The organism is Acidisoma sibiricum, assembly GCF_057837225.1.
Window position 1 is genome coordinate 38,969 of sequence record NZ_JBYQFD010000002.1, and the last position, 26,182, is coordinate 65,150.

Annotated in this window: 24 protein-coding genes; 10 read left to right on the plus strand and 14 right to left on the minus strand. The window is 62.6% G+C overall.

What is annotated here, in order from left to right; translation table 11 throughout:
• Positions 1-43 precede the first annotated feature (43 nt).
• Together groL and AC3G7M_RS18625 are read right to left on the minus strand one after the other, a co-directional pair.
• Positions 44-1,681 carry a chaperonin GroEL gene (groL, locus tag AC3G7M_RS18620; RefSeq protein WP_489216713.1) on the minus strand — a complete coding sequence of 546 codons (1,638 nt, stop codon included), beginning with the start codon at positions 1,679-1,681 and terminating at the stop codon, positions 44-46.
• A gap of 22 nt (positions 1,682-1,703) precedes the next feature.
• Positions 1,704-2,018 carry a co-chaperone GroES gene (locus AC3G7M_RS18625; RefSeq protein ID WP_489216715.1) on the minus strand — a complete coding sequence of 105 codons (315 nt, stop codon included), beginning with the start codon at positions 2,016-2,018 and terminating at the stop codon, positions 1,704-1,706.
• Positions 2,019-2,443: 425 nt separating this feature from the next.
• Between AC3G7M_RS18625 and AC3G7M_RS18630 the strand changes: the two genes are divergently transcribed.
• Genes AC3G7M_RS18630 through AC3G7M_RS18645 form a run of 4 tightly spaced genes read left to right on the plus strand, consistent with a single transcriptional unit; the run spans position 2,444 to position 6,007 of the window.
• Positions 2,444-3,571 carry a glycosyltransferase family 2 protein gene (locus tag AC3G7M_RS18630; RefSeq protein ID WP_489216717.1) on the plus strand — a complete coding sequence of 376 codons (1,128 nt, stop codon included), beginning with the start codon at positions 2,444-2,446 and terminating at the stop codon, positions 3,569-3,571.
• The gene (locus tag AC3G7M_RS18635; RefSeq protein ID WP_489216718.1) at positions 3,568-4,683 is read left to right on the plus strand and encodes an acyl-CoA dehydrogenase family protein; all 1,116 of its coding nucleotides are present in this window, start codon (positions 3,568-3,570) and stop codon (positions 4,681-4,683) included. Before AC3G7M_RS18630 ends, AC3G7M_RS18635 begins: the two co-directional genes overlap by 4 nt.
• Complete coding sequence (locus AC3G7M_RS18640) at positions 4,677-5,405, plus strand: PIG-L deacetylase family protein (RefSeq protein WP_489216720.1); 729 nt, start codon at positions 4,677-4,679, stop codon at positions 5,403-5,405. Before AC3G7M_RS18635 ends, AC3G7M_RS18640 begins: the two co-directional genes overlap by 7 nt.
• Positions 5,402-6,007, plus strand: coding sequence for a class I SAM-dependent DNA methyltransferase (locus AC3G7M_RS18645; protein WP_489216722.1), 606 nt, complete (start codon positions 5,402-5,404; stop codon positions 6,005-6,007). Before AC3G7M_RS18640 ends, AC3G7M_RS18645 begins: the two co-directional genes overlap by 4 nt.
• Here the strand turns inward: AC3G7M_RS18645 and AC3G7M_RS18650 are convergent.
• On the minus strand, positions 5,991-6,767 hold the full coding sequence (locus tag AC3G7M_RS18650; RefSeq protein WP_489216723.1) for a cyclase family protein: 777 nt from the start codon (positions 6,765-6,767) through the stop codon (positions 5,991-5,993). The two genes, AC3G7M_RS18645 and AC3G7M_RS18650, sit on opposite strands and share 17 nt — an antisense overlap.
• Before the next feature lie 229 nt (positions 6,768-6,996).
• Here AC3G7M_RS18650 and AC3G7M_RS18655 point away from each other — a divergent pair, with 229 nt between their 5' ends.
• The 5 genes from AC3G7M_RS18655 to cydC all read left to right on the plus strand — a co-directional run bounded on the left by AC3G7M_RS18655 (position 6,997) and on the right by cydC (position 14,569).
• A complete protein-coding gene (locus tag AC3G7M_RS18655) occupies positions 6,997-8,091 on the plus strand; it encodes a branched-chain amino acid aminotransferase (protein ID WP_489216726.1) in 1,095 nt (364 codons plus the stop codon).
• A 477-nt stretch (positions 8,092-8,568) separates the two neighbouring features.
• Positions 8,569-10,011: a cytochrome ubiquinol oxidase subunit I gene (locus AC3G7M_RS18660; protein WP_489216728.1), complete on the plus strand. Its 1,443-nt coding sequence runs from the start codon at positions 8,569-8,571 to the stop codon at positions 10,009-10,011.
• A gap of 42 nt (positions 10,012-10,053) precedes the next feature.
• Positions 10,054-11,097, plus strand: a complete 1,044-nt coding sequence (locus tag AC3G7M_RS18665; protein ID WP_489216729.1) for a cytochrome d ubiquinol oxidase subunit II — start codon at positions 10,054-10,056, stop codon at positions 11,095-11,097.
• A gap of 59 nt (positions 11,098-11,156) precedes the next feature.
• Entirely contained in the window at positions 11,157-12,902 is a 1,746-nt protein-coding gene (gene cydD / locus AC3G7M_RS18670; RefSeq protein ID WP_489216731.1) for a thiol reductant ABC exporter subunit CydD, read from the plus strand.
• On the plus strand, positions 12,899-14,569 hold the full coding sequence (cydC, locus tag AC3G7M_RS18675; protein ID WP_489216733.1) for a thiol reductant ABC exporter subunit CydC: 1,671 nt from the start codon (positions 12,899-12,901) through the stop codon (positions 14,567-14,569). The genes cydD and cydC overlap by 4 nt, the downstream gene beginning before the upstream one ends.
• A 116-nt stretch (positions 14,570-14,685) precedes the next feature.
• Here cydC and AC3G7M_RS18680 read toward each other — a convergent pair whose 3' ends face one another.
• The 11 genes from AC3G7M_RS18680 to AC3G7M_RS18730 all read right to left on the minus strand — a co-directional run bounded on the left by AC3G7M_RS18680 (position 14,686) and on the right by AC3G7M_RS18730 (position 24,766).
• Positions 14,686-14,955 carry an HU family DNA-binding protein gene (locus AC3G7M_RS18680; protein ID WP_489216736.1) on the minus strand — a complete coding sequence of 90 codons (270 nt, stop codon included), beginning with the start codon at positions 14,953-14,955 and terminating at the stop codon, positions 14,686-14,688.
• A gap of 156 nt (positions 14,956-15,111) precedes the next feature.
• The gene (locus AC3G7M_RS18685; protein WP_489216738.1) at positions 15,112-16,374 is read right to left on the minus strand and encodes an MFS transporter; all 1,263 of its coding nucleotides are present in this window, start codon (positions 16,372-16,374) and stop codon (positions 15,112-15,114) included.
• 100 nt (positions 16,375-16,474) lie between these two features.
• Positions 16,475-17,704 (minus strand): MFS transporter, encoded by a 1,230-nt coding sequence (locus AC3G7M_RS18690; protein WP_489216741.1) that lies wholly within the window; start codon positions 17,702-17,704, stop codon positions 16,475-16,477.
• Positions 17,701-18,030 (minus strand): hypothetical protein, encoded by a 330-nt coding sequence (locus AC3G7M_RS18695; protein ID WP_489216743.1) that lies wholly within the window; start codon positions 18,028-18,030, stop codon positions 17,701-17,703. The genes AC3G7M_RS18690 and AC3G7M_RS18695 overlap by 4 nt, the downstream gene beginning before the upstream one ends.
• Before the next feature lies 1 nt (position 18,031).
• Positions 18,032-18,598 carry an isochorismatase family protein gene (locus tag AC3G7M_RS18700; RefSeq protein WP_489216745.1) on the minus strand — a complete coding sequence of 189 codons (567 nt, stop codon included), beginning with the start codon at positions 18,596-18,598 and terminating at the stop codon, positions 18,032-18,034.
• A 53-nt stretch (positions 18,599-18,651) separates the two neighbouring features.
• On the minus strand, positions 18,652-19,104 hold the full coding sequence (locus AC3G7M_RS18705) for a MarR family winged helix-turn-helix transcriptional regulator (protein WP_489216747.1): 453 nt from the start codon (positions 19,102-19,104) through the stop codon (positions 18,652-18,654).
• A 77-nt stretch (positions 19,105-19,181) separates the two neighbouring features.
• Positions 19,182-20,429: an acyltransferase family protein gene (locus AC3G7M_RS18710; RefSeq protein WP_489216749.1), complete on the minus strand. Its 1,248-nt coding sequence runs from the start codon at positions 20,427-20,429 to the stop codon at positions 19,182-19,184.
• A gap of 206 nt (positions 20,430-20,635) precedes the next feature.
• The gene (locus AC3G7M_RS18715; RefSeq protein ID WP_489216750.1) at positions 20,636-21,544 is read right to left on the minus strand and encodes a DMT family transporter; all 909 of its coding nucleotides are present in this window, start codon (positions 21,542-21,544) and stop codon (positions 20,636-20,638) included.
• Between the two features lie 131 nt (positions 21,545-21,675).
• Positions 21,676-22,587 carry a carbohydrate ABC transporter permease gene (locus AC3G7M_RS18720; protein WP_489216753.1) on the minus strand — a complete coding sequence of 304 codons (912 nt, stop codon included), beginning with the start codon at positions 22,585-22,587 and terminating at the stop codon, positions 21,676-21,678.
• A complete protein-coding gene (locus AC3G7M_RS18725) occupies positions 22,580-23,470 on the minus strand; it encodes a carbohydrate ABC transporter permease (RefSeq protein ID WP_489216754.1) in 891 nt (296 codons plus the stop codon). Before AC3G7M_RS18725 ends, AC3G7M_RS18720 begins: the two co-directional genes overlap by 8 nt.
• 30 nt (positions 23,471-23,500) lie before the next feature.
• Positions 23,501-24,766 (minus strand): extracellular solute-binding protein, encoded by a 1,266-nt coding sequence (locus AC3G7M_RS18730; RefSeq protein ID WP_489216757.1) that lies wholly within the window; start codon positions 24,764-24,766, stop codon positions 23,501-23,503.
• A gap of 169 nt (positions 24,767-24,935) precedes the next feature.
• On the opposite strand from AC3G7M_RS18730, the gene AC3G7M_RS18735 reads away from it, so the two are divergent.
• Positions 24,936-26,153, plus strand: a complete 1,218-nt coding sequence (locus AC3G7M_RS18735; protein ID WP_489216760.1) for an ROK family protein — start codon at positions 24,936-24,938, stop codon at positions 26,151-26,153.
• The last annotated feature ends 29 nt before the right edge of the window (positions 26,154-26,182 follow it).

The window sequence follows — 26,182 nt, forward strand, 5'->3', positions numbered from 1 at the left end:
GGCGCGCAAAAGCCGGTCGCGCGATGCGACCGGCTACAGGCGCTTAGTAGTCCATGTCGTCCATGCCGCCACCGCCCTGCGGCAGAGAGCGTTGGCGCTTTTCTGACCGCTCGGCCACCATGGCTTCCGTGGTGATCATGAGGCCGGCGACTGAAGCCGCGTTTTGCAATGACACGCGCACGACCTTGGTGGGGTCGATGATGCCGGCGGCGATCAGGTCGGTGAAATTACCGGTCTGCGCATCGTAGCCGAAATTGTAGTCATTGCTTTCCAGCACGCGGGCCGCAATGACGGCACCGTCATTGCCGGCATTCTCGGCAATCTGGCGTAGCGGCGTCTGCACGGCCTTGCGCACCATGGCGATGCCGAAGGTCTGGTCGGCATTGTCGCCCTTGAGGCCGACAAGCGTTTGGCTGGCGCGCGCCAAGGCAACACCGCCACCCGGCACCACGCCTTCCTCAACTGCCGCGCGGGTCGCATGCAGCGCGTCATCGACGCGATCCTTGCGCTCCTTCACCTCGGTCTCGGTCGCACCGCCGACGCGGATGACAGCAACGCCGCCGGCAAGCTTCGCCAGACGTTCCTGCAGCTTCTCCCGATCGTAGTCGGAGGTGACTTCTTCGACCTGACGGCGAATTTGGTCACAGCGCGCATGGATAAGGTCGTGCGCACCAACCCCTTCGATGACGGTCGTGGTGTCCTTTTCGATCAGCACCCGCTTGGCCTGGCCGAGCATGGCCAAGGTGACGGATTCAAGCTTGATGCCCAGATCCTCGCTGATCACTTCGCCGCCCGTCAGCACCGCGATATCTTCCAGCATCGCCTTGCGGCGATCGCCGAAGCCCGGTGCCTTGACGGCCGCGACCTTCAGTCCGCCACGCAGCTTATTGACAACCAAAGTGGCCAGGGCTTCGCCCTCGATATCTTCCGCGATAATGACCAGCGGTCTGCCAGACTGCACGACCGCTTCCAGCAGCGGCAGCAGAACCTGCAGGCCGGACAGCTTCTTCTCATGGATGAGGATATAGGGGTTATCCATATCCACGGTCATCTTCTCGGGATTGGTGACGAAATAGGGGCTGAGATAGCCGCGGTCGAACTGCATCCCTTCGACCACCTCCAGCTCCGTCTCCATGCCCTTGGCTTCTTCGACGGTAATCACGCCGTCATTGCCGACCTTTTGCATGGCTTCCGCAATCATGCGGCCGATTTCGGCCTCGCCATTGGCCGAAATCGTGCCGACCTGGGCCGTTTCAGCCTCGGTGGTGATCTTCTTGGTGCGCGCTGCCAGTTCCGTGACGAGCGCCGCGACAGCCTTGTCGACACCGCGCTTCAGATCCATCGGCGCCATGCCGGCGGCGACGGCCTTGCCGCCTTCGCGGACGATGGCCTGGGCAAGCACGATCGCCGACGTCGTGCCGTCACCGGCAAGATCGTTGGTTTTGCTGGCAACTTCACGGAGAAGCTGGGCGCCCATATTCTCGAACTTTTCGGCGAGTTCGATTTCCTTGGCGACCGAGACACCGTCCTTGGTGATACGCGGTGCGCCATAGCTTTTGTCGATGATGACATTGCGCCCTTTGGGGCCAAGCGTCACTTTGACCGCATCGGCCAGAATATCGACGCCGCGCAGCATGTGGCTGCGGGCATCTTCGCCGAAGCGAACGTCTTTAGCTGCCATGTCTGTATTCCTTTTTGATTGTTCAGGCAGCGTGGGCAGTGGCGGATGCGCCTTCGATCACGCCAAGAAGGTCGCTCTCCTTCATGATGACCAATTCTTCACCGTCGAGCTTCACTTCAGAGCCGGACCATTTGCCGAACAGCACGCGGTCTCCGGCTTTGACATCGAGTGCGACGACAACGCCCTGCTCATTGCGGGCGCCGGGCCCCGCCGCGACGACTTCACCCTCCATGGGCTTATCTTTGACGGTATCGGGAATGATGATGCCGCCAGCGGATTTTTCTAAGGGGGTGACGCGACGAATCACGACGCGATCGTGCAGCGGACGAAATTTCATGGACTGGGTACTTACCTGGTGCCGGCCTTCACGACCGGTGCGCTTACCCGGGGCCATTGTGGCACGGTTCGAGCCTGATCGGTTTAGCACTCTATGCCTGAGAGTGCTAGCGAAACCCCTGCATCAGGGGGAGCCCGCCAGGCCGGCGCGTCTTGCGGCCATGCCCTGGCCCGCACACAGGTGAGTGTATCCGCCCGAAAATCGCGCGGGAGGGGTCAGGATGCACCCCGCCCGATCGTCCACACTTTAGTTTGAAGTGAGAACAGTCGCCGCTTTCGTTTCATTCGGCAGGGTCGTGGACCATCTGGGAAAATGCCAAAGACCATTGACGTTTGGCGGACCCGCGAATTCGCCGATCGGACAAGCCTCTCTTCCTGTCGTCCCGATTGGCCTTCGCTTATGGAGCGATAAGGGATGGTAGGTTGATGGCCGCGCTGCACCGCACGGACGCAAAGGTTGTCGTCGCGATCCCCGTCAGGGATGAAGCATCCTTCATAGAACCCTGCCTGCGCGCCCTCGGGCGACAGACTGAGTCGATCGATGACATCGTGCTGCTTGTCAACAACAGCCGTGATGGCACTGCAACCATGGCGCGCATCCTCGCACCCTTTCTCGACGCGAGACTTCATATCGAAGAGGTCGATCTGCCCGCGGCGGAGGCCAATGCCGGCACCGCGCGCCGCTTGGCGATGGATCGCGCCGCAGAAATTGCAGGCCTGCGGGGCGCGATTTTGACCACGGATGCCGATGCGCAGGTGCCGCCCCACTGGGTTGCGGCAAACATGGGCTGGCTGCGAGGCGGGCATGATGCCGTCTGCGGCATGGCCGCGATCGATCCGGTCGACGAAGCTGGCCTGCCATCGCATCTCATCGCCGACGATCTCGCCGAACAAGCCTATGGCGCTATTCTGGATGAAATAGACGATCTGGTCGATCCGCGGCCCTGGGACCCCTGGCCACGGCATTCGCACCGCTCCGGCGCCAGTATTGCCGTGCGGGCCGCCGTCTTCGCCGCCGTCGGCGGCCTCCCCGCGGTCGCCCACAGCGAAGATCGCGGATTTATCGCGCGGCTTGAGCGCAGGGATTGCAAAATCCGGCACGACCCTGCGCTGACAGTCGTGGTCTCGGGCCGGCGCCTTGGCCGGGCCGCGGGCGGCATGGCAGAGACCATCGCGCGGCGCATGGTCCAACAGGATATCTGGGCGGATGACCGGCTGGAGATGCCGCAGGCCGCGCTGCTCCGGTCGCAATTGCGGCGGCAGGCGCGGACCGTCTGGAGCGGCCATCGCGACAGTCGGCCCCTCGCCGCGAGTCTCATGCTGCCGCAGGCCGAGCTGGCGGCGGCCATGCTGCGACCCTGGTTCGGCGATGCCTGGGCGGCACTCGAGGCGAGCAGCCCCGTGCTGGAGCGCCGTCCCGTAGCCATGGCGCAGTTAACCGCGCTGATTGTGGAGGCTGAGCCGATACTGGTGCGGCTGCGGGCGGCACAGCTTCAAACGTCTGAGCAGACGAAATCGCCAAGCTTTGGCAGTGTCCGGGCCGCTGCCGGATGAGTACCAGCGATAGGCGCCGGGAGGTATTCCTCCTCGGCCTGGACGACCTCTGTAAAGACGGACTCCCGGTCGCGGATGAAGCCCGGTTTCCGGCCGAGGCCATGGACCGCCTCGCGGCCGCGGGGGTTCTCCGCGCGCCGTTGCCCGAAGCCTTCGGGGGACTTGGTCTGGGTACCGAGACCGGGCACGGGCTGGCTACCTTTGCCATGCTCCATAGTCTGGGCCGCATCAGCCTGCCGCTCGGACGGCTGATCGAAGCGCATGTCAATGCCGTACGCATCGTCGTGCGTTATGGCGGGTCCGCGGTGATCGCCCGGGCCGCAGACGCGGCTTTGAACGGCGATCTGTTCGGGCTTTGGGTGACCGATCCACCGGGCGACGGCGCCCTGACCATGACGCGCGCGGACGACAGTCTGCGCCTTTCGGGCGGCAAAATGTTCTGTTCCGGTGCCGGGCATGTCCGCGCGGCGGTCGTCACCGCTTTTGACCCCAGCTGCGGGGACAGGCGACTCATTCTGGTGCGCCTGAATGGCACGGAACGCATCAGCCCGCTCCCGGCCGGTCTCGCCGGCATGAAGGCCGCCGTCACCGGTCAGATCGACCTGACCGGGCGAATGGTGCCGGCGGATTGTCTGATCGGAGAACCCGCCGATTACATGAAGGAGCCGGACTTTTCGGCCGGCGCCTGGCGTAGCTCGGCCGTGGCGCTTGGGGGTCTGTATCGGCTGACCCAATTGATGCGCGAACAGCTGACAGCGCGCGGGCGCGCCGGCGACCCCCATCAAAGGGTCCGGTTTGGCACGGTCGCGATGGCGCATGAGACGGGGCGGCTCTGGCTGCGCCGTGCCGCCGTGATGGCGGAAGATCTCCAAGCCCCCGCCGACGAGATCGTCGCGACCACGGGCCTTGCCCGCCTGGTGGTGGAACGGGCCTGCCTGGATGCGTTGGACTGCGCGCATCGTTCGCTCGGCCTCTCGGCCTTCCTGACCGATAATCCGGTCGAGCGACTGACGCGGGATTTGCAAACCTATCTGCGCCAGCCCGCCGGCGATGAGGTTCTGGACGGTGCCGCCGCCTATTTCCTGACCCAGGGTGCGATTCCGTCATGTTGATGCGTGAAGTCCGCACCCTATGGGACAGCCTGCCCGCGCAAAGCCTGGACAGCCTGCTGGCCGGGCGCCGTCCCTTAATTCTGGCGCCTCACCCGGATGATGAAAGCCTCGGCTGCGGCGGCCTTTTGGCGCAATGCGCGCGCGCCGGAATTTCGGCCCGGGTTGCCATTCTGACCGATGGGCGCCATTCGCATCCAGGGTCCCTCGCCTATCCACCATCGCATCTTGCGGCAGTACGGCGGCAGGAAGCCTCCGAAGCCCTGACGATTCTGGGCCTGCCGCTGTCGAACCTGTTCTGGGTCGGGGCTGAGGATACCCGGCTGCCCGGCAGCGGCGCTGAAGCCCAGGCGATCGTCGCAAGCCTGGCGGAGATTTGCACGCAAACCCGATGCGGCATTGTCCTGTCTCCCTGGCGCCACGATCCGCATTGTGACCACGAAGCGGCCGCCGACCTCAGCCTGACGCTGTCGGCACGCACGGGTCTTCCCGTGATGAGCTATCCGGTCTGGGGCTGGACCTTGCCGGACGACCATGTCGTGGCGCCACCGCAAGGCGGCCTGCGCCTGGATATCACGGGCGAACTCGACCTCAAGCAAAGCGCCATCCGAGCCCACGCCACGCAATATGGTGGTGTCATCACCGATTCTCCTGAGGGCTTTACCTTGCCGGAGCGGCTGCTGTCTGTCTTTCGCCGTCCTTATGAAACCTTCCTGATTCCATGACCCGCCAATCCCACGACCGCACTTATTTCGATGCGATGTATGCGGCCGACCCGGACCCCTGGCGCTTTCGCACCAGTGCTTATGAGAGCGCCAAATATCAGGCCAGCATTGCGGCGATTGATCAACGGCGCTACCTGTCTGGCCTTGAGGTCGGGTGTTCCATCGGCGTGCTCTCCGCCCGGGTTGCGCCGCTGTGCGACACGTTCCTGGGGCTCGACATTTCCGATCAACCCCTGGTCGCTGCACGCGCGGCTTGCGCCGGCTTTTCCGCCGCGCGGTTCGCATGCATGCAGGTGCCGCAGGAATGGCCGGAGGGCCGCTTCGACCTCATCATTCTGTCCGAAGTTCTCTATTTCCTGAACGCGACCGATATCGCGGCGACCTCGGATCGCATTCGCGACTCTCTGCTGCCCGGAGGCCGCGTGCTGCTGGTGAACTGGCTGGGTGCCCATACAAGCCCTCAACCCGGCGATGTCGCAGCCGATCTGTTTATCGGGCGTGGCGGGCTGATGCTGGAGGCGCAGACCAGGCAGCCGCTCTATCGGCTCGATCTTCTCACGGCCGAGGCGGTCACCGCTGAGCCGCTCACGCGGGCAGAATAGCCACCGCCCTGGTCCATCCTGCCGAAGCGGCCCGGATTTTCACCGGAAAGCATGACACCAGAAAGCCATCGGCCGGCAGAGCCTCCAGATTGTGGAGCTTTTCGATCTGACAATAGCCCGCCTCGCGCCCGGCCTTGTGGCCTTCCCAGATCAGAGACGCGTCTCCGGTTTCGGCGAAGCGGCGGGCAGTATGGCTGAACGGCACATCCCAGCTCCAGCCATCGGTGCCGACGATGCGGATGCCCTGCTGCACCAGGTGCAGGGTAGCGGCCCGGCCGAAGCCACAGCCGCTATGGATATAGTCCTCCTGTCCGTAGCGCGCGCCAGCCCGCGTATTTGCCAGGACAATGTCCAGGGGTCGCAACTGATGCCCGATCCGCGCCAGTTCGGCGTCGATATCCGCGGGCTGCACCAGATAGCCGTCCGGCAAATGCCGAAAGTCCAGCTTCACGCCAGGCTGGTAGCACCAGTCGAGCGGCACCTCGTCAATGGTGATCGCGCGGGCGCCCCCGTCCATGGTCGGGTGATAGTGCCAGGGCGCATCGAGATGCGTGCCGTTATGGGTCGATATGGTGGCGGTTTCCACAGCCCATCCCTGACCCTCGGGCAGCTGCTCGGGCCGGAGACCTGGGAAAAGGGACGCAATCACGTCGGCGGTCTCGCCATGCCGATGATAGACGATCGAAACCTTCTGCAGCGGCGGGTCCGCCGGTACGTCATTCTCCAGCGGAATGGAAAGGTCGATTATGGTCCGTGCCATCGGTCGCTCCCTGTCGCTCCCAGTTCGCCTGGGTTGGTCCGTCGATGACACCTAGTATGACGGGATTCGGCGCATTTTGCCGAGAGCCTGCCGCGCAGGAAAATTTGCTGGAGGAGCCCGCCTGCGACATATTATTCCCGTGCATACCTTATACGCTGCCACGTCCTAGGCGAAATGCAGGTCCAGGTGACATGGTGCGACAAAGCGTAGACTTGATGGAAGCGATACAATGACCGCCGAAACCCTGGAATTTAAATACCATCCGAACCCCGCGCCCGTGCCGGCCTTGGAACGAGAGGCGGTTCTGGCCAATCCCGGATTCGGCCGCGTTTTCACTGACCATATGGCGGTCATTCAATATACCGAGGGCCGCGGCTGGCACGATGCCCGCATTGAGCCCCGCGCACCCCTGCAGATCGACCCGGCCAGCGCTGTCCTGCACTACGCCCAGGAAATCTTCGAGGGTATGAAGGCCTACCGCTCCGGCAATGGCGCGGTGCTGTTCCGGCCGGACGCCAATGCGAGGCGCTTCAATAGCTCGGCCTCCCGGATGTCGATGCCGGAATTGCCGGAAGCCTTGTTTTTGGAATCCGTGCAGCGCCTGGTCGAGGTCGACCGCGCCTGGATTCCCAGCCTGGCGGGCGGCAGCCTCTACCTTCGCCCCTTCATGATCGCGAATGAAGTGTTCCTCGGCGTGAAGCCGTCTGCCGAATACCTTTATATGGTCATCGCCTCCTCTGTCGGCTCCTATTTCAAGGGCACCAGCGAGACCGTTTCGGTCTGGGTTTCGCAAAACGACACGCGGGCGGCGGTGGGCGGCACCGGTGCCGCCAAATGCGGCGGAAACTATGCGGCCAGCCTGCGCGCTCAAGCCGAGGCCATCCGTGCCGGCTGCGACCAGACCCTGTTTCTGGACGCCAACGAACGCCGTTGGGTCGAGGAACTGGGGGGCATGAACGTCTTCTTCGTCTTCGATGATGGCTCGCTCGCGACGCCGCCTCTGGAAGGCACCATCCTGCCCGGCATCACCCGCGACAGCCTCATCACCTTGGCGCGCGATCAGGGCCTGACCGTGCGCGAGGAGCGCTACGCCATCGACCAGTGGAAGCGCGATGCCGCCAGCGGCCGCCTGCGCGAAGCCTTTGCCTGCGGCACGGCGGCAGTCGTGGCGCCCATCGGCCGGGTCGCGAGCCCGGAAGGCAGTTTCACCATCGGCAATCCAGACGTCGGCGGTCCGGTCACGCAGCGGCTGCGTGCATCGCTCGTGGATATCCAGCTCGGCCGCGCGGCTGATCCCTATGGCTGGGTGCAGCGCGTCTTCTAGATTCCCGGACCTTGGTGCGGTGTAGGGCGGCGACCCGCGCCATGCCCGATCCGCATCATGTCCGGCTTCGCCTGCCGTGCCTTAGCCAGCATTAGGTCTTGTCGATACTGCATCGCTGACATTAACGGCGGGCGCCGTCGCCGCATGGTACGCAGCAACCTCAATCACCTTCGCGCAAATCATCGTGGGACACGGGCAGCGGCGTCCTCGCCGGTATGCATTGCAGTGCCCTGGCCGCGCATACGCCCGTCCCCTGCATAGCAACCATCCCCTGGCTTGCTTGACACAGACCACACTGAGATTACCGTGATTTCAGAAATTACCGAAATTTACGAATTTATCTCCGTGAGTGTCATCCGCCGAGCCCTGGCAAGCGTAACTATATCAAGGTACACCTGTTTCGGCCTCCGCCTTTCTGCGTAAACGGATCTGTCACGAAATGACGTGCCTCCTTTTCCTCTTCGATACGGAGCATGATTGATGTCAGGCAGCGCATTATCCGTTTTCTTGTCGCGGTTGGATTTTGCATGGATCACGACCTTCCATATCATCTATCCGCCGCTGACGATCGGTCTCGCCACCCTGTTGTTCTTGGGTGAGTGGCGCTGGATCGCGACCGGCGACGACCGCTGGTATCGGCTGGTTCGTTTCTTCGAGCGCCTGTTCATCGTGAATTTTGCGGCAGGCGTCGCGACGGGCATTACCATGGAGATGGCCTTCGGCATTCTCTATGGCCCCTTTTCCCAGGCCGCAGGACCGTTTTTCGGACAGGTTCTGGGCTACGAAACGATCACCGCCTTCATGTATGAAGCCGGTTTCATCGGCTTGATGATCTTCGGCTGGGGCAAGATCAGCCGTCGCATGCATCTTTTTGCGACCTTCAACGTCGCCCTCTCCTCATCCCTATCGGCGATGTGGATTCTGGACGCCAATTCCTGGATGCAGACGCCCGCGGGCGTCACCTTGAAGGACGGCGTCTTCCAGGTGACCAGTTGGATGGCGGCCATCTTCAATCCCGACGTGTTTCTGGGCTTCCCGCATATGCTGCTGGCCTGCCTGGAACTCGCCCTTTGCTTCGTGATCGCCGTCTCTGCCTGGTTCGTATTGATCGGCCGTCACGTCGATCTGTTCCGGCGGCCGTTGAAACTGGCGGTCCTCGCCCTTGTGGTCGTGGCCCCGCTCCAGGTCTATCTCGGCGACGGTCTTGGCCTTGTGGTGGCGGATGACCAGCCGGCGGCGCTCGCCGCCATGGAAGGCCATTATCACACCTACAATCCCGACGGTTCGGTCGATAACAGCTGGAAAGTCGTCGGCTGGCCCAATGCCAAGGGCGATGACATGGCATGGTCTATCAGCATTCCGCACGTCCTCAGCCTGCTCGAGACCCATACCTGGAACGGCAAGGTTCAGGGGCTTGACGAGTTTCCGCCGCAGGACCGGCCGCCGGTTGTCGTGCCCTTCTATGGCTTCCGCGTCATGGCCGCAGCCGGCGGCGCCATCATGCTCTTCGCGTTCTGGGGTGGTTTTCTCATCCTGCGCGGCCGCTTCTCGGTCGAGCGCATCTTCCAGCAGCGCCTGTTTCTGTGGGGCGCCATCCTCTGCGGCTTCCTGCCCTATATCAGCGTCTGGTGCGGCTGGTGGGTTCGCGAAGTCGGCCGGCAGCCCTGGATCGTCTATGGCCTGATGCGCACCGAGCAGGGCGTGAGCCATATGGATGCGTCATCGGCCCTCCTCTGGCTGCTGGGCTATATGTATTTTGAACTCATCGTCTGGGGCAGCACCTGGTATTTCTTCTCCAAGGTCATGCGCAGCGGACCGGATCTGACAAGCCCCGTGGCCCGAGGTGGCGACCAGTCTATTGGCGAATTGGAGCCGCGTCATGGCCGTGACGAAGCCCCTGCCTATGTCCGTCCGCACTAAGGCGATCGGGCACATGATCCGCATATTCACGGGAGCGTCGGCATGGACGGGCTAAGCCATATGCAGTCGATCGTCACCTTCGCATGGTGGATCGCGCTTGATCTGAGCATCCTCCTTTACATCGTGCTCGATGGGGCCGATCTCGGCGCGGGGATCTTCTCGCTCTTCGTCCGCAGCCATCACGAGCGTGGCGCCATCATGTCCGCCATGGCGGGCACCTGGGACGCGAACGAAACCTGGCTGATCGTCGCCGGCGGAGTGCTCTTCGGCACTTTCCCCTTCGTCTACGGCTCAGCCTTCAACTATCTCATGGTGCCGTTGGCGCTGGCGCTTTGGGGCATCATCACCCGCGCTTTGGCCCTGGAATTCCGCCATCTGGCAGAGACGCCCTGGCAGCGCTTTTCCGATTACTGCTTCGGCTTCTCCAGCCTCGCCGTCGCCTTCTTCGGCGGCATGGCCGTGGGCGCCGTGCTGCACGGCTACCCGCAGACCAATACGCCCGGCGTAGTGCCGACCTATATCGGTGGCGCCCTTCGCTTCATCTCGCCCTTCAGCATCTGGACCGGTGTCGCCGCCGTCATCGCCGTCACCCTCGCCGGCACGCTCTTCATCCGTGCCCGCTTTGAACATGGCGAGCCGATCCGCGAGCAGGCAGCCGCTTGGACGGCCACGATCTTCTATCTCGCCCTCGCCGCCGTCGGGATCACCGTCGTGATCAATGCCCTGATCTTCCCTTGGGCCGCGAAGAAATGGTTCGGTCCGCATTTCTGGGCCTGGGGCATCGTTTTGCTCGTCGTCGTCTTCACCGCCTTCAAGATGCGCATGGCGAGCCGCAAGGACCGTGATTTCGCTGCAATCCTGTGGTTCAACGCTGCCGTCGCGATCATGGCGGTGGCGATGATGGTCACCGTCTATCCCTGGCTCGTTCCCAATACCTGGACGATCTACGCGGCAGCGAGCCCGGCCGTCTCGATCTTCACCTTCACCCTTGCCATGGGCGGCTTCTTCCCCGTGATGATCGCCTATAACGCCTATCAGATCTGGGTCTTCCGGGCCCGCATCTCGGCGCTGGCGGCCTATCACTGAGACGTTGAGCCTAAGGCAACAAACGGCGCGGCCAGATCATGAGTACCCATAAGCCTCCCATGCCTCGCGCGGTCAGCCGCGCGCTGGATGGTTGGCTCAAGCGCCGCGCCGCCATCGCGCGGCGCCCGCTCAACACCGCCATTACCTTTGGCGCACTCAGCGGCCTGCTGCTGGTGCCTGAGGCCTGGCTGCTCTCCCGCGCAGTAACCGATGTCATCTTCGCGCATCGCGGCCTCGCCTTCGTCCTGCCGCTGCTGTGGCCGCTGGTCGGGCTCTTCTTCCTTCGCGCGCTGCTCACGCATGGCGGAACGGTCGCGGCGGTCGCGGCCAGCGCACGGGTCAAGCGCGACCTCCGCCAGGCGCTGCATCGCAAACTGGCGGCCCTCGGGCCCGGCTTTCTGGGCGGGGAGCGCAGCGGCGATCTCGCCAGCCTGCTCGTCGAAGGCGTCGATACGCTCGACAAATACTACACGGCCTATCTGCCGCAGATGGCGGTCGCGGCTTTCATTCCGGTCGCGCTGCTGATCGCCATCTTCCCGGCTGACTGGGTCTCCGGCATCATCCTGGTGGCCGGCGCGCCGCTGATACCGATCTTCATGATCGTCATCGGCAAAGGCACCGAACGGCTCAATCAAACGCAGTGGCGCAAACTGGCGCTGATGAGCGCCCAGTTCTTCGACGTTGTCGAAGGGTTGACCACCTTGAAGCTGTTCGGCGCCAGCCGTTATGAGGCCGAAATTATCGGCCGCATTTCGGACGAGTACCGGCACAGCACGATGAGCGTGCTGCGCGTCGCCTTTCTGTCCTCGCTGGTGCTGGAATTTTTCACCACGCTCGGCGTCGCCATGGTCGCGGTCTTCATCGGCTTCCGCCTGTATTATGGCCAGATGCACTTCCTGCCGGGCTTTTTCGTGCTGCTGCTGGCGCCGGAATTCTTCCGGCCGCTGCGCGCAATGGGCACGCAATATCATGCCCGCATGGATGCCATTGCGGCGTCAGAACGGATTGTGGCCCTGCTGGAGATGCCGGAACCCGAGACCGCCGCCGGCACTGACCCGCTGCCCGCGACGCGCGAGACCATCCGCTTCGAGAATGTGCATTTCGCCTATCACGCCGGCCAACCCGCGCTCAGGGGCATCGACCTGACGCTCCGCCGTGGGGAGCGCGTGGCGCTTGTCGGGCCAAGCGGCTCGGGCAAAAGCACCCTGGCGCGGCTGCTCCTCGGCCTCGCCACGCCTGACGAAGGCCGCATCCTGCTGGACGGTGCAGACCTTCGCCGCATCGCGCCGCAGGACTGGTTCGCCCGCATATCCTGGATGCCGCAGCGGCCGACGCTCTTTGCCGGCAGCATTGCCGAGAATATCCGCCTGGGCTGGCCGGATGCACCGGACACCGCCGTCGCCATCGCCGCTCGCGCCGCGGCGGCAGAGGATTTCATCACCCGCCTGCCCGCGGGCTATGACACCGTCATCGGCGAACGCGGACAGGGTCTTTCGGGCGGAGAGATCCGCCGCATTGCGCTGGCCCGCGCCCTCCTCAAACCCGCCGATCTTCTCGTGCTGGATGAGGCCGAGGCGAGCCTTGACCAAGTGACGGCCGATAGCATCCGCCAGGCGATCACCAAGCTTCCCCGCACGACAACGGTGCTGCTCATTGCCCACCGGCTCGAGACCGCGGCGGCCGCGGACCGCATCCTGGTGCTCGATGGCGGGCGCATCGTGGAGGCCGGCGCCCATGCCGAGCTTCTGGCCCGCCCATCCGAATACGCGGCGATGAACGCGCTCTATCATGAGGGTGCGCTATGAAGGATTTTTGGCGTCTCCTCCGGCTGCTCAGCGGCCATTGGCATTGGCAGGCAATCGGCATTCTGCTTGGCATCACCGTCGTGCTGACCAATGTCGGGCTGCTCGCCCTATCGGGCTGGTTCATCGCCGGCATGGGCCTGGCCGGGCTCGGGATGATCCATATCGAGTATTTCCTGCCCGCCGCCGCCATCCGCGCGCTCGCCATCATCCGTACCGTTGGCCGGTATCTGGAGCGGCTGACGACGCATGAGGCGACCTTCCGCCTGCTCTCCGAACTGCGGGTCTGGTTCTATGTCCATCTCGAGCCGCTGGCCCCGGCACGGCTGCAAACCCACCGGGCAGGAGATTTGCTCAGCCGCATCCGCGCCGATATCGACAGTCTCGATAATTTCTATCTACGCGTGCTGGCGCCAAGCGTCGTCGCGCCGGTCTGCGCCCTGGCGATGGTACTGTTCCTGGCCTATTTCAGCGCGGGCGCGGCTTTGGCCGATCTGCTCGGCCTTCTTCTTGTCGGGGTGGCCCTGCCCCTTCTCGCCTTCCGCTTCGCGCGCCGGCCTGGTCAACGGGCGGTCGCCCGGCGCGGCCAGCTGCGCGCCGAAATCACCGACACCATCCGCGGGTTCGAGGAGCTGCAGGTTTTCGGCGCACTCTCGCGCCAGACGGCGCAGCATGAAGCAGGCTACGAGGTGCTGATCGGCGCCGAGCGCGCCCAGGCGCAGGTCGAAGCCGCGTCCGCCGGGGCCACGCTCTTCCTGATCCAGTTCACCATGCTGGCGGCGCTGATCATTGCCATTCCCCTGGCCGCCAGCGGGCGGCTGCCCGGGCCTGATATCGCGATGATCGCCCTTTTCGTTCTCGCCAGTTTCGAGGCGGTCAGCAGCCTGCCCAATGCCTATCGCGCGCTCGGCGAAACCCTGGCAGCGGCCCGCCGCATCTTCGACATCATCGATTCCAAGCCTGCGGTCGAAGACCCCGCACTGGAAGCGCCGCGGCCAGACCAGTTCGACATCGCCTTCCGCGACGTCAGCCTGCGCTACGACGCGCAATCCGCCTGGGCGCTGGAGGATGTCACCCTGACCGTGCCGGCCGGCGGCTCGCTCGGCATCGTGGGGCCAACCGGGTCCGGCAAGACCAGTCTCGCCAATCTTCTCCTCCGCTTCTGGGAGTGCGATCAGGGCCAGGTGCTGATCGGTGGCGTGCCCGTCAATCGCCTGAACGGCGACACGGTGCGCGGGCTTTGCGCCGTCATCGCGCAGCAGACCCATCTCTTCAACACGTCGATCCGCGAGAATCTGCGCCTCGCCCGGCCAGACGCAACCGAGCCGGAGATGCAGGAGGCCCTGCGCGGCGCCGGTATCCTGGATGAGGTTCAGGCCATGCCGGAGGGGCTGGATACGATGGTGGGTGAGGTTGGCACGCAGCTTTCGGGCGGTCAGGCGCGGCGCATTGCGATCGCGCGGGCGTTTTTGAAGGATGCGCCGATTCTTCTTCTGGACGAGCCGACGGAAGGGCTCGACGCCGTATCGGAACGTATCGTGATCGAAGCTTTGGCGATCCTCATGCGCGGGCGCACGACGCTTCTGATCACCCACAGGCCGCAGGCCTTGCGCCACGTCGACCGGGTGATGCGTTTGGAAAGCGGCCGGGTTATCCCGAACGCTGCCTGAAAGCTCAGATTTTGCGATGATGAGGCGACCGGCGAGCGCTATGAGCCGGTCACATGAATGGGGAGACCGGCCTGTGCAGCCGGTCTCCCCACATCATGTCTATCGGAAGCGGCCGATCAAACCGATTGCTTAAGCGTCGGCGATGCTTTGAAACGCACCGTCTTGCCGGCTTTCACCTTGACGGGCTCACCGGTGCGGGGATTCAGCGCTTTGCGCGCTTTCGTCTTGACGACGCGGAAGGTTCCGAAGCTCGGCAGGGTGAACCCACCCGACTTCTTCATTTCCTTAACGATAGCATCGATCAAATCCGCCGCAGCGCGATTCGCGGCGACGCCTGTAAGTTCTGCCGATTCTTGCAGAACGGCAGCGATAAACGCCTTAGACACGGTTAAACTCCTTGGCCTGCATCTAGACTCTGTCTGCTTCAATTTGAAGCGGTTTTCAACCGCTTTGAGGGCGGTCTAAGCCTGATGTTGACAGAATTTAGCCTGCGCTCTCCAAAGATTCGATTGCGACCATGCCCGCGGGCCGCTTTTGGCCGCTTAGGCACGAGAGGATAGGGCCAGTGGCCCGGGGTCGCCGGCGTCTGCTGCAATCTCGCAGGCAGGCTTCGAGATTTTTGCCGATCCTATCCAAATCGCTGTGGATATCAGGGAAAAAGCCCCAAGTATTATGAATGTCGCGTGGTAGCCGATGCCTTGGGCCATCCAGCCACCCAGCATGGGGCTCAGCGCCGCACCCAGGCCTTGCACGGTCATCACTGCGCCCTGCCCGACATTGACCCGGCCGGTGCCGTTCAGCACGCGCGCGACCAGACCTGGCACCGCGACGCTTTGCAACCCCGCGCCGATTCCATCCAGCGCCTGCACCGGAAAGACTCCCCAGTCCACGATCAGGAATGACGCGGCCAGTCCGCGAATCGGCAAAGCGATGAAGGTGATGAGCATGATCCACCAATAGCCCTGACGTTCCGCCATGCGAGTCGCCACTATGGCAGCCAGGATCATCACCGCCTGCGCCACCACGATCGTCTCCGCAATGAAGATCGTCGGGTTGCCGGAATGGTGCTTTGAGACCACCGCCAGGCCGTAGAGCGGCAGCATGGCGCCGTTACCCAGATGGAAGCAGGCGAGGCAAGCGGCCAGGATCAGCAGCGGTTTGTTCCGCAGCAGCACCGTGACCCCGCTGACATTCCCTTCCTTGGCACCGTCTGCAGCCCCCCGCGCCGCGTTATCGTCGATCGCGCCTCTTGGAATCAGCGCGACCGAGGCGATGGACAATATGGCAAAGAGCACCGCGAGCCAGAATATGGCCGTGAAGCCGAAGAGCCAGCCCAGCAAGCCGGACAGTCCGGCACCCACCATATTGCCGGCATGGTTGAAAGCCTGGTTGCGGCCGTTTTGGCGCGGGAAGCCCGCCTGCCGGACAATGCCAAGGGTCATGCCGGCAACCGCAGGCCCGATCGCGGCCCCCGCGATGGCGGTCGCCACTTGTGACAAGGCGATGACCCAGAAATTCTGCGACAGCAGAATAAGAAGAGAGGCCAGAACCGCGCAGGCGCCGGGAATCGCAATATAGGCCCGCTTATGGCGGGTCCCGTCGACCAGCGCGCCAAAAGGTGCCGTCATCACCATGCCGGCCACACCGCCCAGGGTCATGACCGTTCCGATCGGCCCGCTGGACCAATGATGGGCGAGCAGAAAGACGCCCAGAAAAGGACCGATCCCGGCCTGCATGTCCGCCATAAAGAAGTTGAGCGCTTCAAGCGGCGCCCGAACCCGCAGGGACAGCCCATTATGCTTCATCACGCCATCCCCAAACGACCGATCACTAAAAGGAGGACTGGATGTTGTCCGTCATCGCGGACCGGCAAGGGGATGGAACCGTGACCGCGCGGGGTCATCCTTACTGACGCGCGGGAATGTGTGATCGCGCGCGCAAAGCGGCGACGGCCACGATCGCCGCCACGAAGCCGGACGCCGCACCCACGCCAAGCGCCCATCGTGGTCCGCAATGGTCGGCCGCCCAGCCGACCATCAATGCCCCTATCGGCGTGCCGCCGAGCGCAATGCCCACGCGCAGCGCCATCACCCGCCCGCGCATCGTGGGTTCGGTCGAAAGCTGCATGAGGCTGTTCGTGGTATTGGCGAAGGTCAAGGTAGCGGCGCCGATAATGACGAGGGCGCCTGCGAAGACCCAGTAGCTCGGCGCCAGCGCCGCCAGCATGAAGCCGAGCCCGAAGACGACGGCGCCTCGCAAAAGCAGGTTGAAATGCGGTTTGTTCCGGCTGGCGGCCAGTAGCGCGCCCCCCATCGTGCCGATCGCCATGATCGAGGATAACAAGCCAAATCCGCGCGCGTCGGCATGGAAAACGCCGACCGCCATGGTCGAGATGAAGATCGGAAAGTTCATGCCGAAGGTTCCGATCAGAAACAGCATGACCAGAATCGCTCTGAGGTCCGGGCGGGCCCAGACATAGCGGAACCCCTCAGTGAAACTGCCGCGGGCGCGTTGCGCCCTGGCATGCGGGCGAAGCTCGGCGACGCGCAGGCAGCCAAGCGAGGCCAGCACCGCGGCAAAGGATGCGCCATTGATGAGAAAGGCCCAGCCGGTCCCGATCGCGGCGATGATGATGCCCGCAACCGCGGGACCCACAATCTGGGCAGCATTGAACGAGATCGAATTGAGCGCCACCGCATTGTGCAGATCGTCATCGCCGACCAGTTCGCCGACGAAGGTCTGACGCACCGGCGCGTCGAAGGCCGCGGCACTCCCGGAGAGAAAAGCAAAGAGATAGACCTGCCACAGCTGCACGACGCCGGTCACCGTCAGAACACCCAGCACCAGAGCCAGACCGCCCATGGTCGCCTGTGTGGCGATGAGGAGCCTGCGCTGATTGAAATGATCGGCGGCGAAGCCGGTCCAGGGCAGGAACAGGAGCTGCGGGCCGAATTGCAGCGCCATGACCACGCCCAAAGCCGAAGCGTCGTGATGGGTCAGTTGGGTGAAGACCAGCCAATCCTGGGCCGTGCGCTGCACCCAGGTGCCGATATTGGAGACCAGGGCGCCCGCGGCCCAGACCCGATAATTGAACCCCCGCAGCGACCGGAAGACACCCGCAAATGGAAGATTCACAGATGTTTGGGCGCGTTGCCGCCGTGGAAGCGGCCAAAGTGCCGGGCGGAAAACAGCGCGATCAGAACCGCGCCCAGGCCGCACGCGAGGACGTCGCTTGTGTTGCGCAAGCCAAAGTCACCGACACGGCAGATCAGGACATAGCCGACGGCGCCGTTGAAAAAACCCCAGAGGACATTGACCGTTGATGAAGAAAGCCCTTGCCCGGCGGGCTTGGCGAAGGGGCTTTGAAATGGCCGTCCCATCATGCCGCTGACACAATGCGGGATCGCATTCGCCAGGAACGCGCCGCCGAAAACATAGGACAAAAGGGGAAGCCACGGCATCTTATGCGCTCCTTTGGGAGAGAAGATCGATGATCGCCTGCGTCGCCCCGGTTTCGCCGAGCCGCGGAAAGACGTTCCTGATGCTGTAGTCGTGGGCATCGGCGCGCGTGTCGGTCATGGCGTCGATGGCGAGGGTCACATTGAAGCCCTGCTCATAGGCTTGTCTGGCCGTCGCCTCGACGCCGGTGCCCGTGGCAATGCCTGCGATCACCACCTGTGTGACGCCACGCGCTTTCAGCTGGGCCTCAAGATCGGTGTTCGCAAATGCACCCCATGTCCGCTTCGTCACCACGATATCGCTGGATTGCTGTTCCAACTCCGGGATGAAGTCGGTCCAACCGTCTGGACGTGCGCCGGTGTGACGGGGTGGCTGTTCCGTCCGTCCTGGCGCTCCGCCGGCAACGTTGACGAGCACCACCGGCAGGCGGTGTGTGCGAAAGGCTTTCGCGAGCGCCTGCGCATGCCCGATGACATCGCCAACGGCATGGATGCCGGGCAGGCCGACGATCCCCTTCTGCAAATCGACGATGATCAGCGCGGTGTTTGAATCGAATGTGCTCAGCGGCATGAAGCATCCTCTCGCATTCCAATAGAGTGGCGGGGCGGGCCCGATGACCTGTGTCAATCGTCAACGAGCCGCTGCAGCAGCGCGACACCTTCGGCGAGCCTCTCCTGCTCTTCCGGCGACAGCCGTGCCTGCAGCCTGCGCGTCAGCCAGTCCTGACGGGCCGCGCGTCCCTCCTCGACCCAGGTGCGGCAGGCATCCGTGAGTGAGAGCAGGGTCTGGCGCCCATCCGCCGGGTCCGGCGCACCGCTCACCAGGCCTGCAGCCTCCAGGGCGGCAATGACCGGCGCGACCGATTGCGGGCGCATTCCTTCCGCCCGGGCAAGGCCCGAAGCCGTCGCGGGGCCATCGCGGTCGAGGCGCAGCAACACCGATAGCTGCGATGCCGTCAGGTCGCCGCCATGCGCCTGGTCGCGCAGGCGCCGCTTCAGCTTGCCGAAGACCGCGCGAAGCGCCTGCGCCAGGCTGGCGGCGCGCATGTCATGCTGATCGTCCGGTGCATTGGTCATGCCCAGCCGCTTAACAGATATACAGGTAAACTGTAAAGTCTATCTGCGCAGGTTACCTGACTGTCTCGGAGCGCGCCTTACGCGTAGGCTTTGAAGAGTTTCCGCAGTTGGTCACCGACCCGTCGCAGGATAAAATCATCAGCGACACTGAAAATTGCAGCCACCACTGCGGTCAGCATTATGCTGCTGAAGGCGATCACTGCCGCAACGCGCCAATCTGATAGATGGTTCCTATAATGAACGATCATCCCAGACTCGAATGACGCGAGGATAGGAAACTGATACAAATATAGGCCGAAAGACAGCTTGCCCAGGACGCGCGAGACCCCTGAACGAAGAAACAAAAGCGCGGGAAGGAATAAATAACATCCCGAGACGATCAGGGCTCCCAGTATATGCTGCTCGTAGCCCATCAAAAACAAATCAAGCTGCGCAAAAACATGATGATCATTGGGTGGCGGAAGCGGATAGGCGTAGTGGCAATACTCAAGCCCATAAGCTGAAGACAGCATTATGAGTCCGGCCACAACGCCCGACCAAGAATGTCGCAGGCTCGCAAGAATTCCGCGCGCCCGCAGCTGAGCGAGGAGCATCCCAAAAAAGAATAGACCGTAGTATTCCGTCGCTATGGAAAACAGCACCGCCAGAACAAGCGTGGTCCTGATCTGGTACCTTAGTCTGTGAATGATATGTAGGTAAGAAAACACCAAAAAGGAGCCATACATCTCGACAGGCATCGTCCAGAGAAAGGTGTTCCAATTGTACGGTGCGGCGCACCATCCGTAGACACCAGCCAAAGAATAAGTGACTGCGAACTTTAGCGACGGTGAAAACTGAAGGAACGTGCCAAGCCAATCAGCCATATGCACCAGATTGCCGGCAGGCCGACTGTAAACCCATCCCATCTTCATAATGAAATAGGTGGGCAGAACAGCCAAAAGAATGGGTATCGATAAGCGGAAATATCGCTTTGCTATGATCCCATCTAATGTTCTTAGGTTTTGTTTGGAAACATACGCGGTGGACAGCGCATCTCCCGATAATAGGAAAAAGACATAAACCGCAACCGGACCGTCCATAAATATCCTGAGCCAGGGTGATACAATGCCTGGATGTAGGATACCCATGGTCTCCTGAAGCATATGAAACACAACCACACTCAACGAGGCCCAACCCCGCAATCCGTCAATCTCTTGAATGCGGTAATCTAGCCCCTGGCGTGGATCAGGCTTGACTCGCCTTGGCAGGAGAGAGAGTCTCAGGTCAGACCGCTGCAGATACTTTGCGAGCAGGCCATCGGCCGCTTTCTGTTGAATTTCGGCCAAAGTCCAATCCTTAACTGGCAGTCCGACGTTGTGACGGTCTTCGAACAATTTCCTATATTTTTTGTCATGTGAATAGGGTGCCTGCCCGACGAAAGGGCCCTTTTTGATCGCCCATGGCTTAGGGACGTGTGCGCCACTGGCGGCTGCCGAGCGCTTCCTGCGCCGCGAATCGCGGGCGAAGCTTTTGCCCGGCTGCTCCTGACAAATCAGCCAATCGTGCTCACGATTTCAACGCCTCGTATTTTTTCACGGGCAAAGGTGAAGAGCCCGGCGGCGATGATGATTACGGCGCCGATGACCATCACGCCATCCAGCTTGTCGCCGAACAGCCCATAGCCGAGGCCGATGCCCCACAGCATCTGGCTATATTGCGTCGGCGCCACGACGCTCGCCTGGACCATGCGGGACGAGACCATCATTAAGACATTTCCGGCCGCACTCAGCACGCCATAGGACAGGATGAAGATCACGTCAGCGCCACTCGGCATGACAAAATGCGGCAGGCTGAGCAGAAACCCCGCGACCAGTGGCCCGATCAGCCCCGCGCCATAAAGCGAGATGCGCCTCTCCGAATTGCCCAGGTGGCGCAGCAGCACAATCGTCACCGCACCGGCAAAGCCGCCGCCAAGGGCCGCAAAATGGCCGAGCTTGAGGGCGTGAAAACCCGGCCGCAAGACGATCAGCACGCCGATGAAGCCCGCGACCACGGCCGACCAGCGCCGCCAGCCCACGGTTTCCTTCAGAAACACCACCGACAGAATGGTCACGAACGCAGGCAGGAGAAACAGGATCGCGAAGGCCTCGGCCATGGGCAATTGCGTAAAGGCGATGACCGAGCAGACGGCCCCGGCGACGGAGGCGCCGGCCCGGATCGCCCACATGCTGCGGTTCCGGCACGTCACCAGATCGCGCCAGCGGTCGGCAGGGCCCCGCACGAAAGGCACGGCCGTCAGACCCAGCACCGCGCCAAAGAAGACCAGTTCAAAGGGCGGCACGGCGCCATGCAGCAACCTGACGGAGGCATCGCTGAGGGCATAGACGACATAGCCGAGAAAGGAGAGGGCCAGGCCCTGCGCCGTTCTCCGCCGCGTCTCATCGGCGGCCGATGGCTGCATCGCGTCAGTCTCTCCGGGGCGAGACCATCAGCGGCGCGCCAATGCGCCGCTATATCTCACGCGGGCGCCGTCGCATCCTGTGCGGAAAATGCATAGCGACCTCGATCAGGCCGACAGCCGCGCGGCCGGTCTCACCCTTTCACGGCACCCGCCGTTAGACCTTCCACAATATAGCGCTGAGCCAGCAAGAACATCAGGATCGCCGGCAGAATGGTCAGCGTGATGAAGGCCAGCACAAGCTGCCAGGCCGTGGAATATTCGCCCTGATAATCCATCAGGCCAAGAGGCCAGGGATAAAGTCCGCTGCTGTCGAGCATGATCAGGGGGACAAGGTAATTGTTCCAGCTCCCCACGAAGGCGATGACGCCGACGGTCGACAGGATGGGCCGCGACAGCGGCAGGGTGATATGGGTGAAATAGCGGATATAGCTGCAGCCATCGACCAAAGCTGCATCCAGCAATTCGGTCGGAAGCTGGCGGAAGGCATTGCGCATCAGGAGCACGGCCATCGCGAGGCCGAAGGCCGCCTGCGGCAGGATGACGCCCCAGGGCGTATCGACCAGACCCAACTGCCTGACCCGGATGAACAGCGGCAGGATGGCAGCGGCAGCCGGGAACATCAGGCCTAGCACCAGATAGTTGAATAGGAATTTTCGGCCGAAGAAGCGCAAATGGGCAAAGGCGAAAGCGGCCATGCCGGCAAGCACCAGTGTCAGCGCCACCGTCAGGCTTGCGAAGAGCAGTGAATTGCCGAGCACACGCCAATAACGCAGGCTTGCAAGAATATCCCAGTAATTATGCCACAGCCAGACTTTCGGCAGACCGAGCGGATTGGTGCGCAGCTCACCGAGCGTCTTGAATCCGCCAAGCAGCGTGGCACCCAGTGGCATGAGCACGATTCCGGCCATGACGATCAGGATAGCCGCACGCCATAGCCCGAAGGCGCGTGCCTGCGCGTGCCGCGACGTCTGAACCTCTGCGCCGCTCGCGCCGCGCCCGGACTTGCGGCGCAGATTGGCCCTGCTGAGCGATAGATCACTCATCACGCATCAAAATCCTCTGATAGAAGATCGCAAAGGTGACGCAGACGACAAACAGGATGACACCGACCGCCGAACCATAGCCCACCCGCATGCGGGTAATGCCGAAACTATACATGAAGGTGACCATGGTATTGGTCTTCTCGAATGGTCCCCCGCCCGTCAGAGGGATGATCATATCGAACAGTTGCAGCGCACCAATGACGGAGAAGAACACCGACAGTTTCAGCATGGGGGCCAGCTGCGGCACGGTAATGGACCAAAACCGCTGCCGTGCATTGGCGCCGTCAATCTCCGCTGCCTCGTAAAGCTGCCGGTCGATGCCCTGCAAACCAGCAATATACAGCATCATGTGGAAGCCGAAATATTTCCACACGACGACGATTATGATGGCGGTGAAAGCAAGATTAGGACTGGCCAGCATGAACAGCGGCTGGCCTCCCATGGCTTGGATGAAGGAGGAGATCGGTCCGTAATTGCCATCGAAGATAAAGCGAAAAATCAGACCGGCCGCGACATCCGCCAGAACATAAGGCAGGAAGAAGATCAGCCGGAAGGTTACTGACCCCCAAGCACGGCGCGCCAGCAGCAGCGCCATGCCCAAGCCAAGCGGCAGCTGGATGGCGATGGAAAAGACGATGATCAGCAGGTTATTGGTGAAGGCGGTGCGAAAGCTCGCATTCTGCAAAAGCCGACCGTAATTCTGCAGCCCCACGAAATCACGCGGCCAGCCGAGACCGTTCCATTTGAACAGACTGAACCAGACCGCCTGTCCGAGCGGCAGCATAACGAAGATGGTAAACAGCAGCACCGCCGGCGGCACGAAGAGAATGGCCGTGAGCAGCGCGCCGTTATCCCGTCGTATGCCTTGCGCAATGCCTGCCATTGCCGCCTCCCGCTCGCGCTCTGCCTCGGCTTATTGCTGCTCGTCGTCCCAGGCCTGCTGAACGGATTGGGCCGCTGCCTGTGGTGTCATCTGCCCGGCCGCGACTGCAACAGAGGCGTCATTGACCACACGACCAACGGATGGCCCAAGTTCCTGGTCAAAGAAGATCTGCAAGGTTGTGGCTTGTGCGAGCGTCTCCGCAATGTGCTGCACCAGAGGATTGGTGATCGCATCGCTGGTGCCGGACAGCGCCGGGATATAGGCGCCTGACGCGGCGGCCTCGCGCTGATAGCGGGGCTGGTAGAAGAAGGCCAAAAAGTCATCGGCAGCGGGCGGCGCCGTTTTCGTCACCAGCCAGCCATTGACGCCACCGAGTTGATCCGTGACGAGGCCCGGTGTCTGCGCAATGACCGGAAAGCTGAAAATACCGATATCGGACGTCGCGAGCCCCTTGCCGTCGGCTGCATTTCCGGCCTGGGTCGCGAGCATCCAGTCACCCATCAGCTCCATCGCCGCTTTGCCATCACCGAACATACCATCAGCCTGAAGGGCAAGGGTTCCGACATAGCCAGCCTGGAAGGGCTGCAATTTTGCGAGTTCCTGCAGGCGTTGACCGGCCTCGACAAAAGCAGGGCCGGCAAAGCCGCCATTCTTGCCGGCCTCCGCCTGGGCGATGATATCGCCGCCGCCCTCACGCATGGCGAGATAGGACCAATAGAAATGCATCGGCCACTTCTCGCCCGCGCCGACCACGATCGGCGTGATTCCGGCAGCCTTGATCTTTGCGACCGCCGCTAGAAAATCATCCCAGGTCTTGATCTGGCTGGCATCGACACCGGCTTTAGCGAAGAGTTTCTTGTTGTAGAAGAAACATACATCGTCCGTCCGGATGGGCAGGCCATAATATTTGCCGCCGACATCATAGGCCGCGGCATCGGCCGGCACGAGCTTCGGCACGACGGCCAGGGCGGCCGGCCCAAGCGGACGCAAATAGCCCGCGTCGATCTGGGCGCGCATCACGCCACCGGCCCAGCTCCAGATGATATCCGGCCGGTCGCTGCTTTGCAGCATGGTCGGCAATTTTGCCTTATAGGCTTCGTTTTCCAGATAGCGGAATCGTACGACGACGTCCGGATGACTTTTTTCGTAGTCAGCGGCGATATGATTCCAAAGACTGACCGTCGTGGGATTTGTCTCCTCATGCAAAATGGTGACGACAGTCTTGGCCTGCACCACCGCCGTCGTGGCCAGCAGGCTGAGACCAAACGAGATGGCGCCGATCATGGCTTTGAGCATGAGGTTTCCCCAGTGGTCAGGCGCGCTAACAGCGCTCTTATTTTGTGACGCGGATTAAATCTGACGTAGGCTGTGGCGAAATGTCAAGCTTTGCGAGTACACAGGTCGCTGAAGTGGCTGAATGACACGTTGACAGTGCCTGCCAACCAACGATTAAATGCGGACCACGATGAAAACCGCCGATCCCGAACTGATGCGGGCCATCAACCGCTTCCATGTGATGGATGCCATCCGTCGTGCGGGGCCGATCGCGCGGGTGGAGATTTCAGACCGTACCCAGCTCAGCCCTACCACCGTATCCGCTATCACCGCCGCTTTGCTCGATGACGGGCTGGTTGTGCCGCGTGCGCTGGGCGGTTTGCGGGACGCGAACGCTGACATGGCCCGCGGCCGCCCGCGGGTGCTGCTGGAACTGAACCCGAAGGCCGCCTATGTCGTCGGCGCCAAGCTTGCACCCGACCATATTACCGTCGCCACAACTGATTTCTGTGCGGAACCCCTGGCGAGTCTGACCTTGCCGATCCGCATCAGCCGCCAGCCGGTCACGGTCGTGGCCGATCTGGTCGAAGACGGCGTGCAGCGCTGCATCGCCGATGCCGGCCTCTCGATCGAGAAGATAGCGGGCCTTTGCGTCGGCCTGCCCGGACGGGTCGATCGCGCAACCGGGCTGTGCCATTTTAGTCCGATATTCTCCGAGCCAGATCTTCCCCTCGCCGGCTATCTTGAGCAGCGCCTCGGCATCACGACGGTCATCGAAAGCGACATCAATCTCATCACCATGGCCGAAAGTTGGTTCGGTGAGGCCCGCGGCCTGAGCGATTTTCTCGTCGTCAGTATCGAGCATACGCTCGGGCTCGGCGTCATGGTGAACGGAGAACTATACCGCGGCGCCTCTGGCCTCGGGCCCGATCTCAATAATATGCTCATCAACGCCCATCCTCCCGTGCGCCTGCATGACATCGCCTCCGCGGCGTCCATCCTCCGCCGCAGCGAAGCAATTCTCGACAGTCCGCCGCAGCGCGCAGCCTTTCGCGCCGGACGCGGCATCGCAGTCGCACGGGCAGCTGCAGAAAGTGGTGACACGCGCATCATCGCCATTCTGGAGGAAGCAGGCGCGGCCCTTGGCCTTGCCATCGCCAATCTCGCTCTGCTCTTCGCGCCGCGCATGGTGGTGCTGGCAGGTGAGGCCATGGGCAGCGGCGATATCCTGACGGAAGCCCTGCGGGTGCAGTTCTATGCCGCCCTGCCGGCGAATTATGCGCCCCTGCCTGACCTCGTGGTCCACCGCTGGAGCGAGGATTCCTGGGCACGCGGCGCGGCCGCACTGACATTGCGCGATCTCTATGGCGCGCCATGGAATACGACGGGCCCGGCAAACGCGCGCTGAAGACGCGTTCGGGCAAAGAGGAGGGAGTG

Bases quoted from the DNA above. Each gene is read 5' to 3' on its own strand.
- groL (WP_489216713.1), bottom strand. From the start codon at position 1,681: ATGGCAGCTAAAGACGTTCGCTTCGGCGAAGATGCCCGCAGCCACATG.
- AC3G7M_RS18625 (WP_489216715.1), bottom strand. From the start codon at position 2,018: ATGAAATTTCGTCCGCTGCACGATCGCGTCGTGATTCGTCGCGTCACC.
- AC3G7M_RS18630 (WP_489216717.1), top strand. From the start codon at position 2,444: ATGGCCGCGCTGCACCGCACGGACGCAAAGGTTGTCGTCGCGATCCCC.
- AC3G7M_RS18635 (WP_489216718.1), top strand. From the start codon at position 3,568: ATGAGTACCAGCGATAGGCGCCGGGAGGTATTCCTCCTCGGCCTGGAC.
- AC3G7M_RS18640 (WP_489216720.1), top strand. From the start codon at position 4,677: ATGTTGATGCGTGAAGTCCGCACCCTATGGGACAGCCTGCCCGCGCAA.
- AC3G7M_RS18645 (WP_489216722.1), top strand. From the start codon at position 5,402: ATGACCCGCCAATCCCACGACCGCACTTATTTCGATGCGATGTATGCG.
- AC3G7M_RS18650 (WP_489216723.1), bottom strand. From the start codon at position 6,767: ATGGCACGGACCATAATCGACCTTTCCATTCCGCTGGAGAATGACGTA.
- AC3G7M_RS18655 (WP_489216726.1), top strand. From the start codon at position 6,997: ATGACCGCCGAAACCCTGGAATTTAAATACCATCCGAACCCCGCGCCC.
- AC3G7M_RS18665 (WP_489216729.1), top strand. From the start codon at position 10,054: ATGGACGGGCTAAGCCATATGCAGTCGATCGTCACCTTCGCATGGTGG.
- cydD (WP_489216731.1), top strand. From the start codon at position 11,157: ATGCCTCGCGCGGTCAGCCGCGCGCTGGATGGTTGGCTCAAGCGCCGC.
- cydC (WP_489216733.1), top strand. From the start codon at position 12,899: ATGAAGGATTTTTGGCGTCTCCTCCGGCTGCTCAGCGGCCATTGGCAT.
- AC3G7M_RS18685 (WP_489216738.1), bottom strand. From the start codon at position 16,374: ATGAAGCATAATGGGCTGTCCCTGCGGGTTCGGGCGCCGCTTGAAGCG.
- AC3G7M_RS18695 (WP_489216743.1), bottom strand. From the start codon at position 18,030: ATGCCGTGGCTTCCCCTTTTGTCCTATGTTTTCGGCGGCGCGTTCCTG.
- AC3G7M_RS18700 (WP_489216745.1), bottom strand. From the start codon at position 18,598: ATGCCGCTGAGCACATTCGATTCAAACACCGCGCTGATCATCGTCGAT.
- AC3G7M_RS18705 (WP_489216747.1), bottom strand. From the start codon at position 19,104: ATGACCAATGCACCGGACGATCAGCATGACATGCGCGCCGCCAGCCTG.
- AC3G7M_RS18715 (WP_489216750.1), bottom strand. From the start codon at position 21,544: ATGCAGCCATCGGCCGCCGATGAGACGCGGCGGAGAACGGCGCAGGGC.
- AC3G7M_RS18720 (WP_489216753.1), bottom strand. From the start codon at position 22,587: ATGAGTGATCTATCGCTCAGCAGGGCCAATCTGCGCCGCAAGTCCGGG.
- AC3G7M_RS18725 (WP_489216754.1), bottom strand. From the start codon at position 23,470: ATGGCAGGCATTGCGCAAGGCATACGACGGGATAACGGCGCGCTGCTC.
- AC3G7M_RS18730 (WP_489216757.1), bottom strand. From the start codon at position 24,766: ATGCTCAAAGCCATGATCGGCGCCATCTCGTTTGGTCTCAGCCTGCTG.
- AC3G7M_RS18735 (WP_489216760.1), top strand. From the start codon at position 24,936: ATGAAAACCGCCGATCCCGAACTGATGCGGGCCATCAACCGCTTCCAT.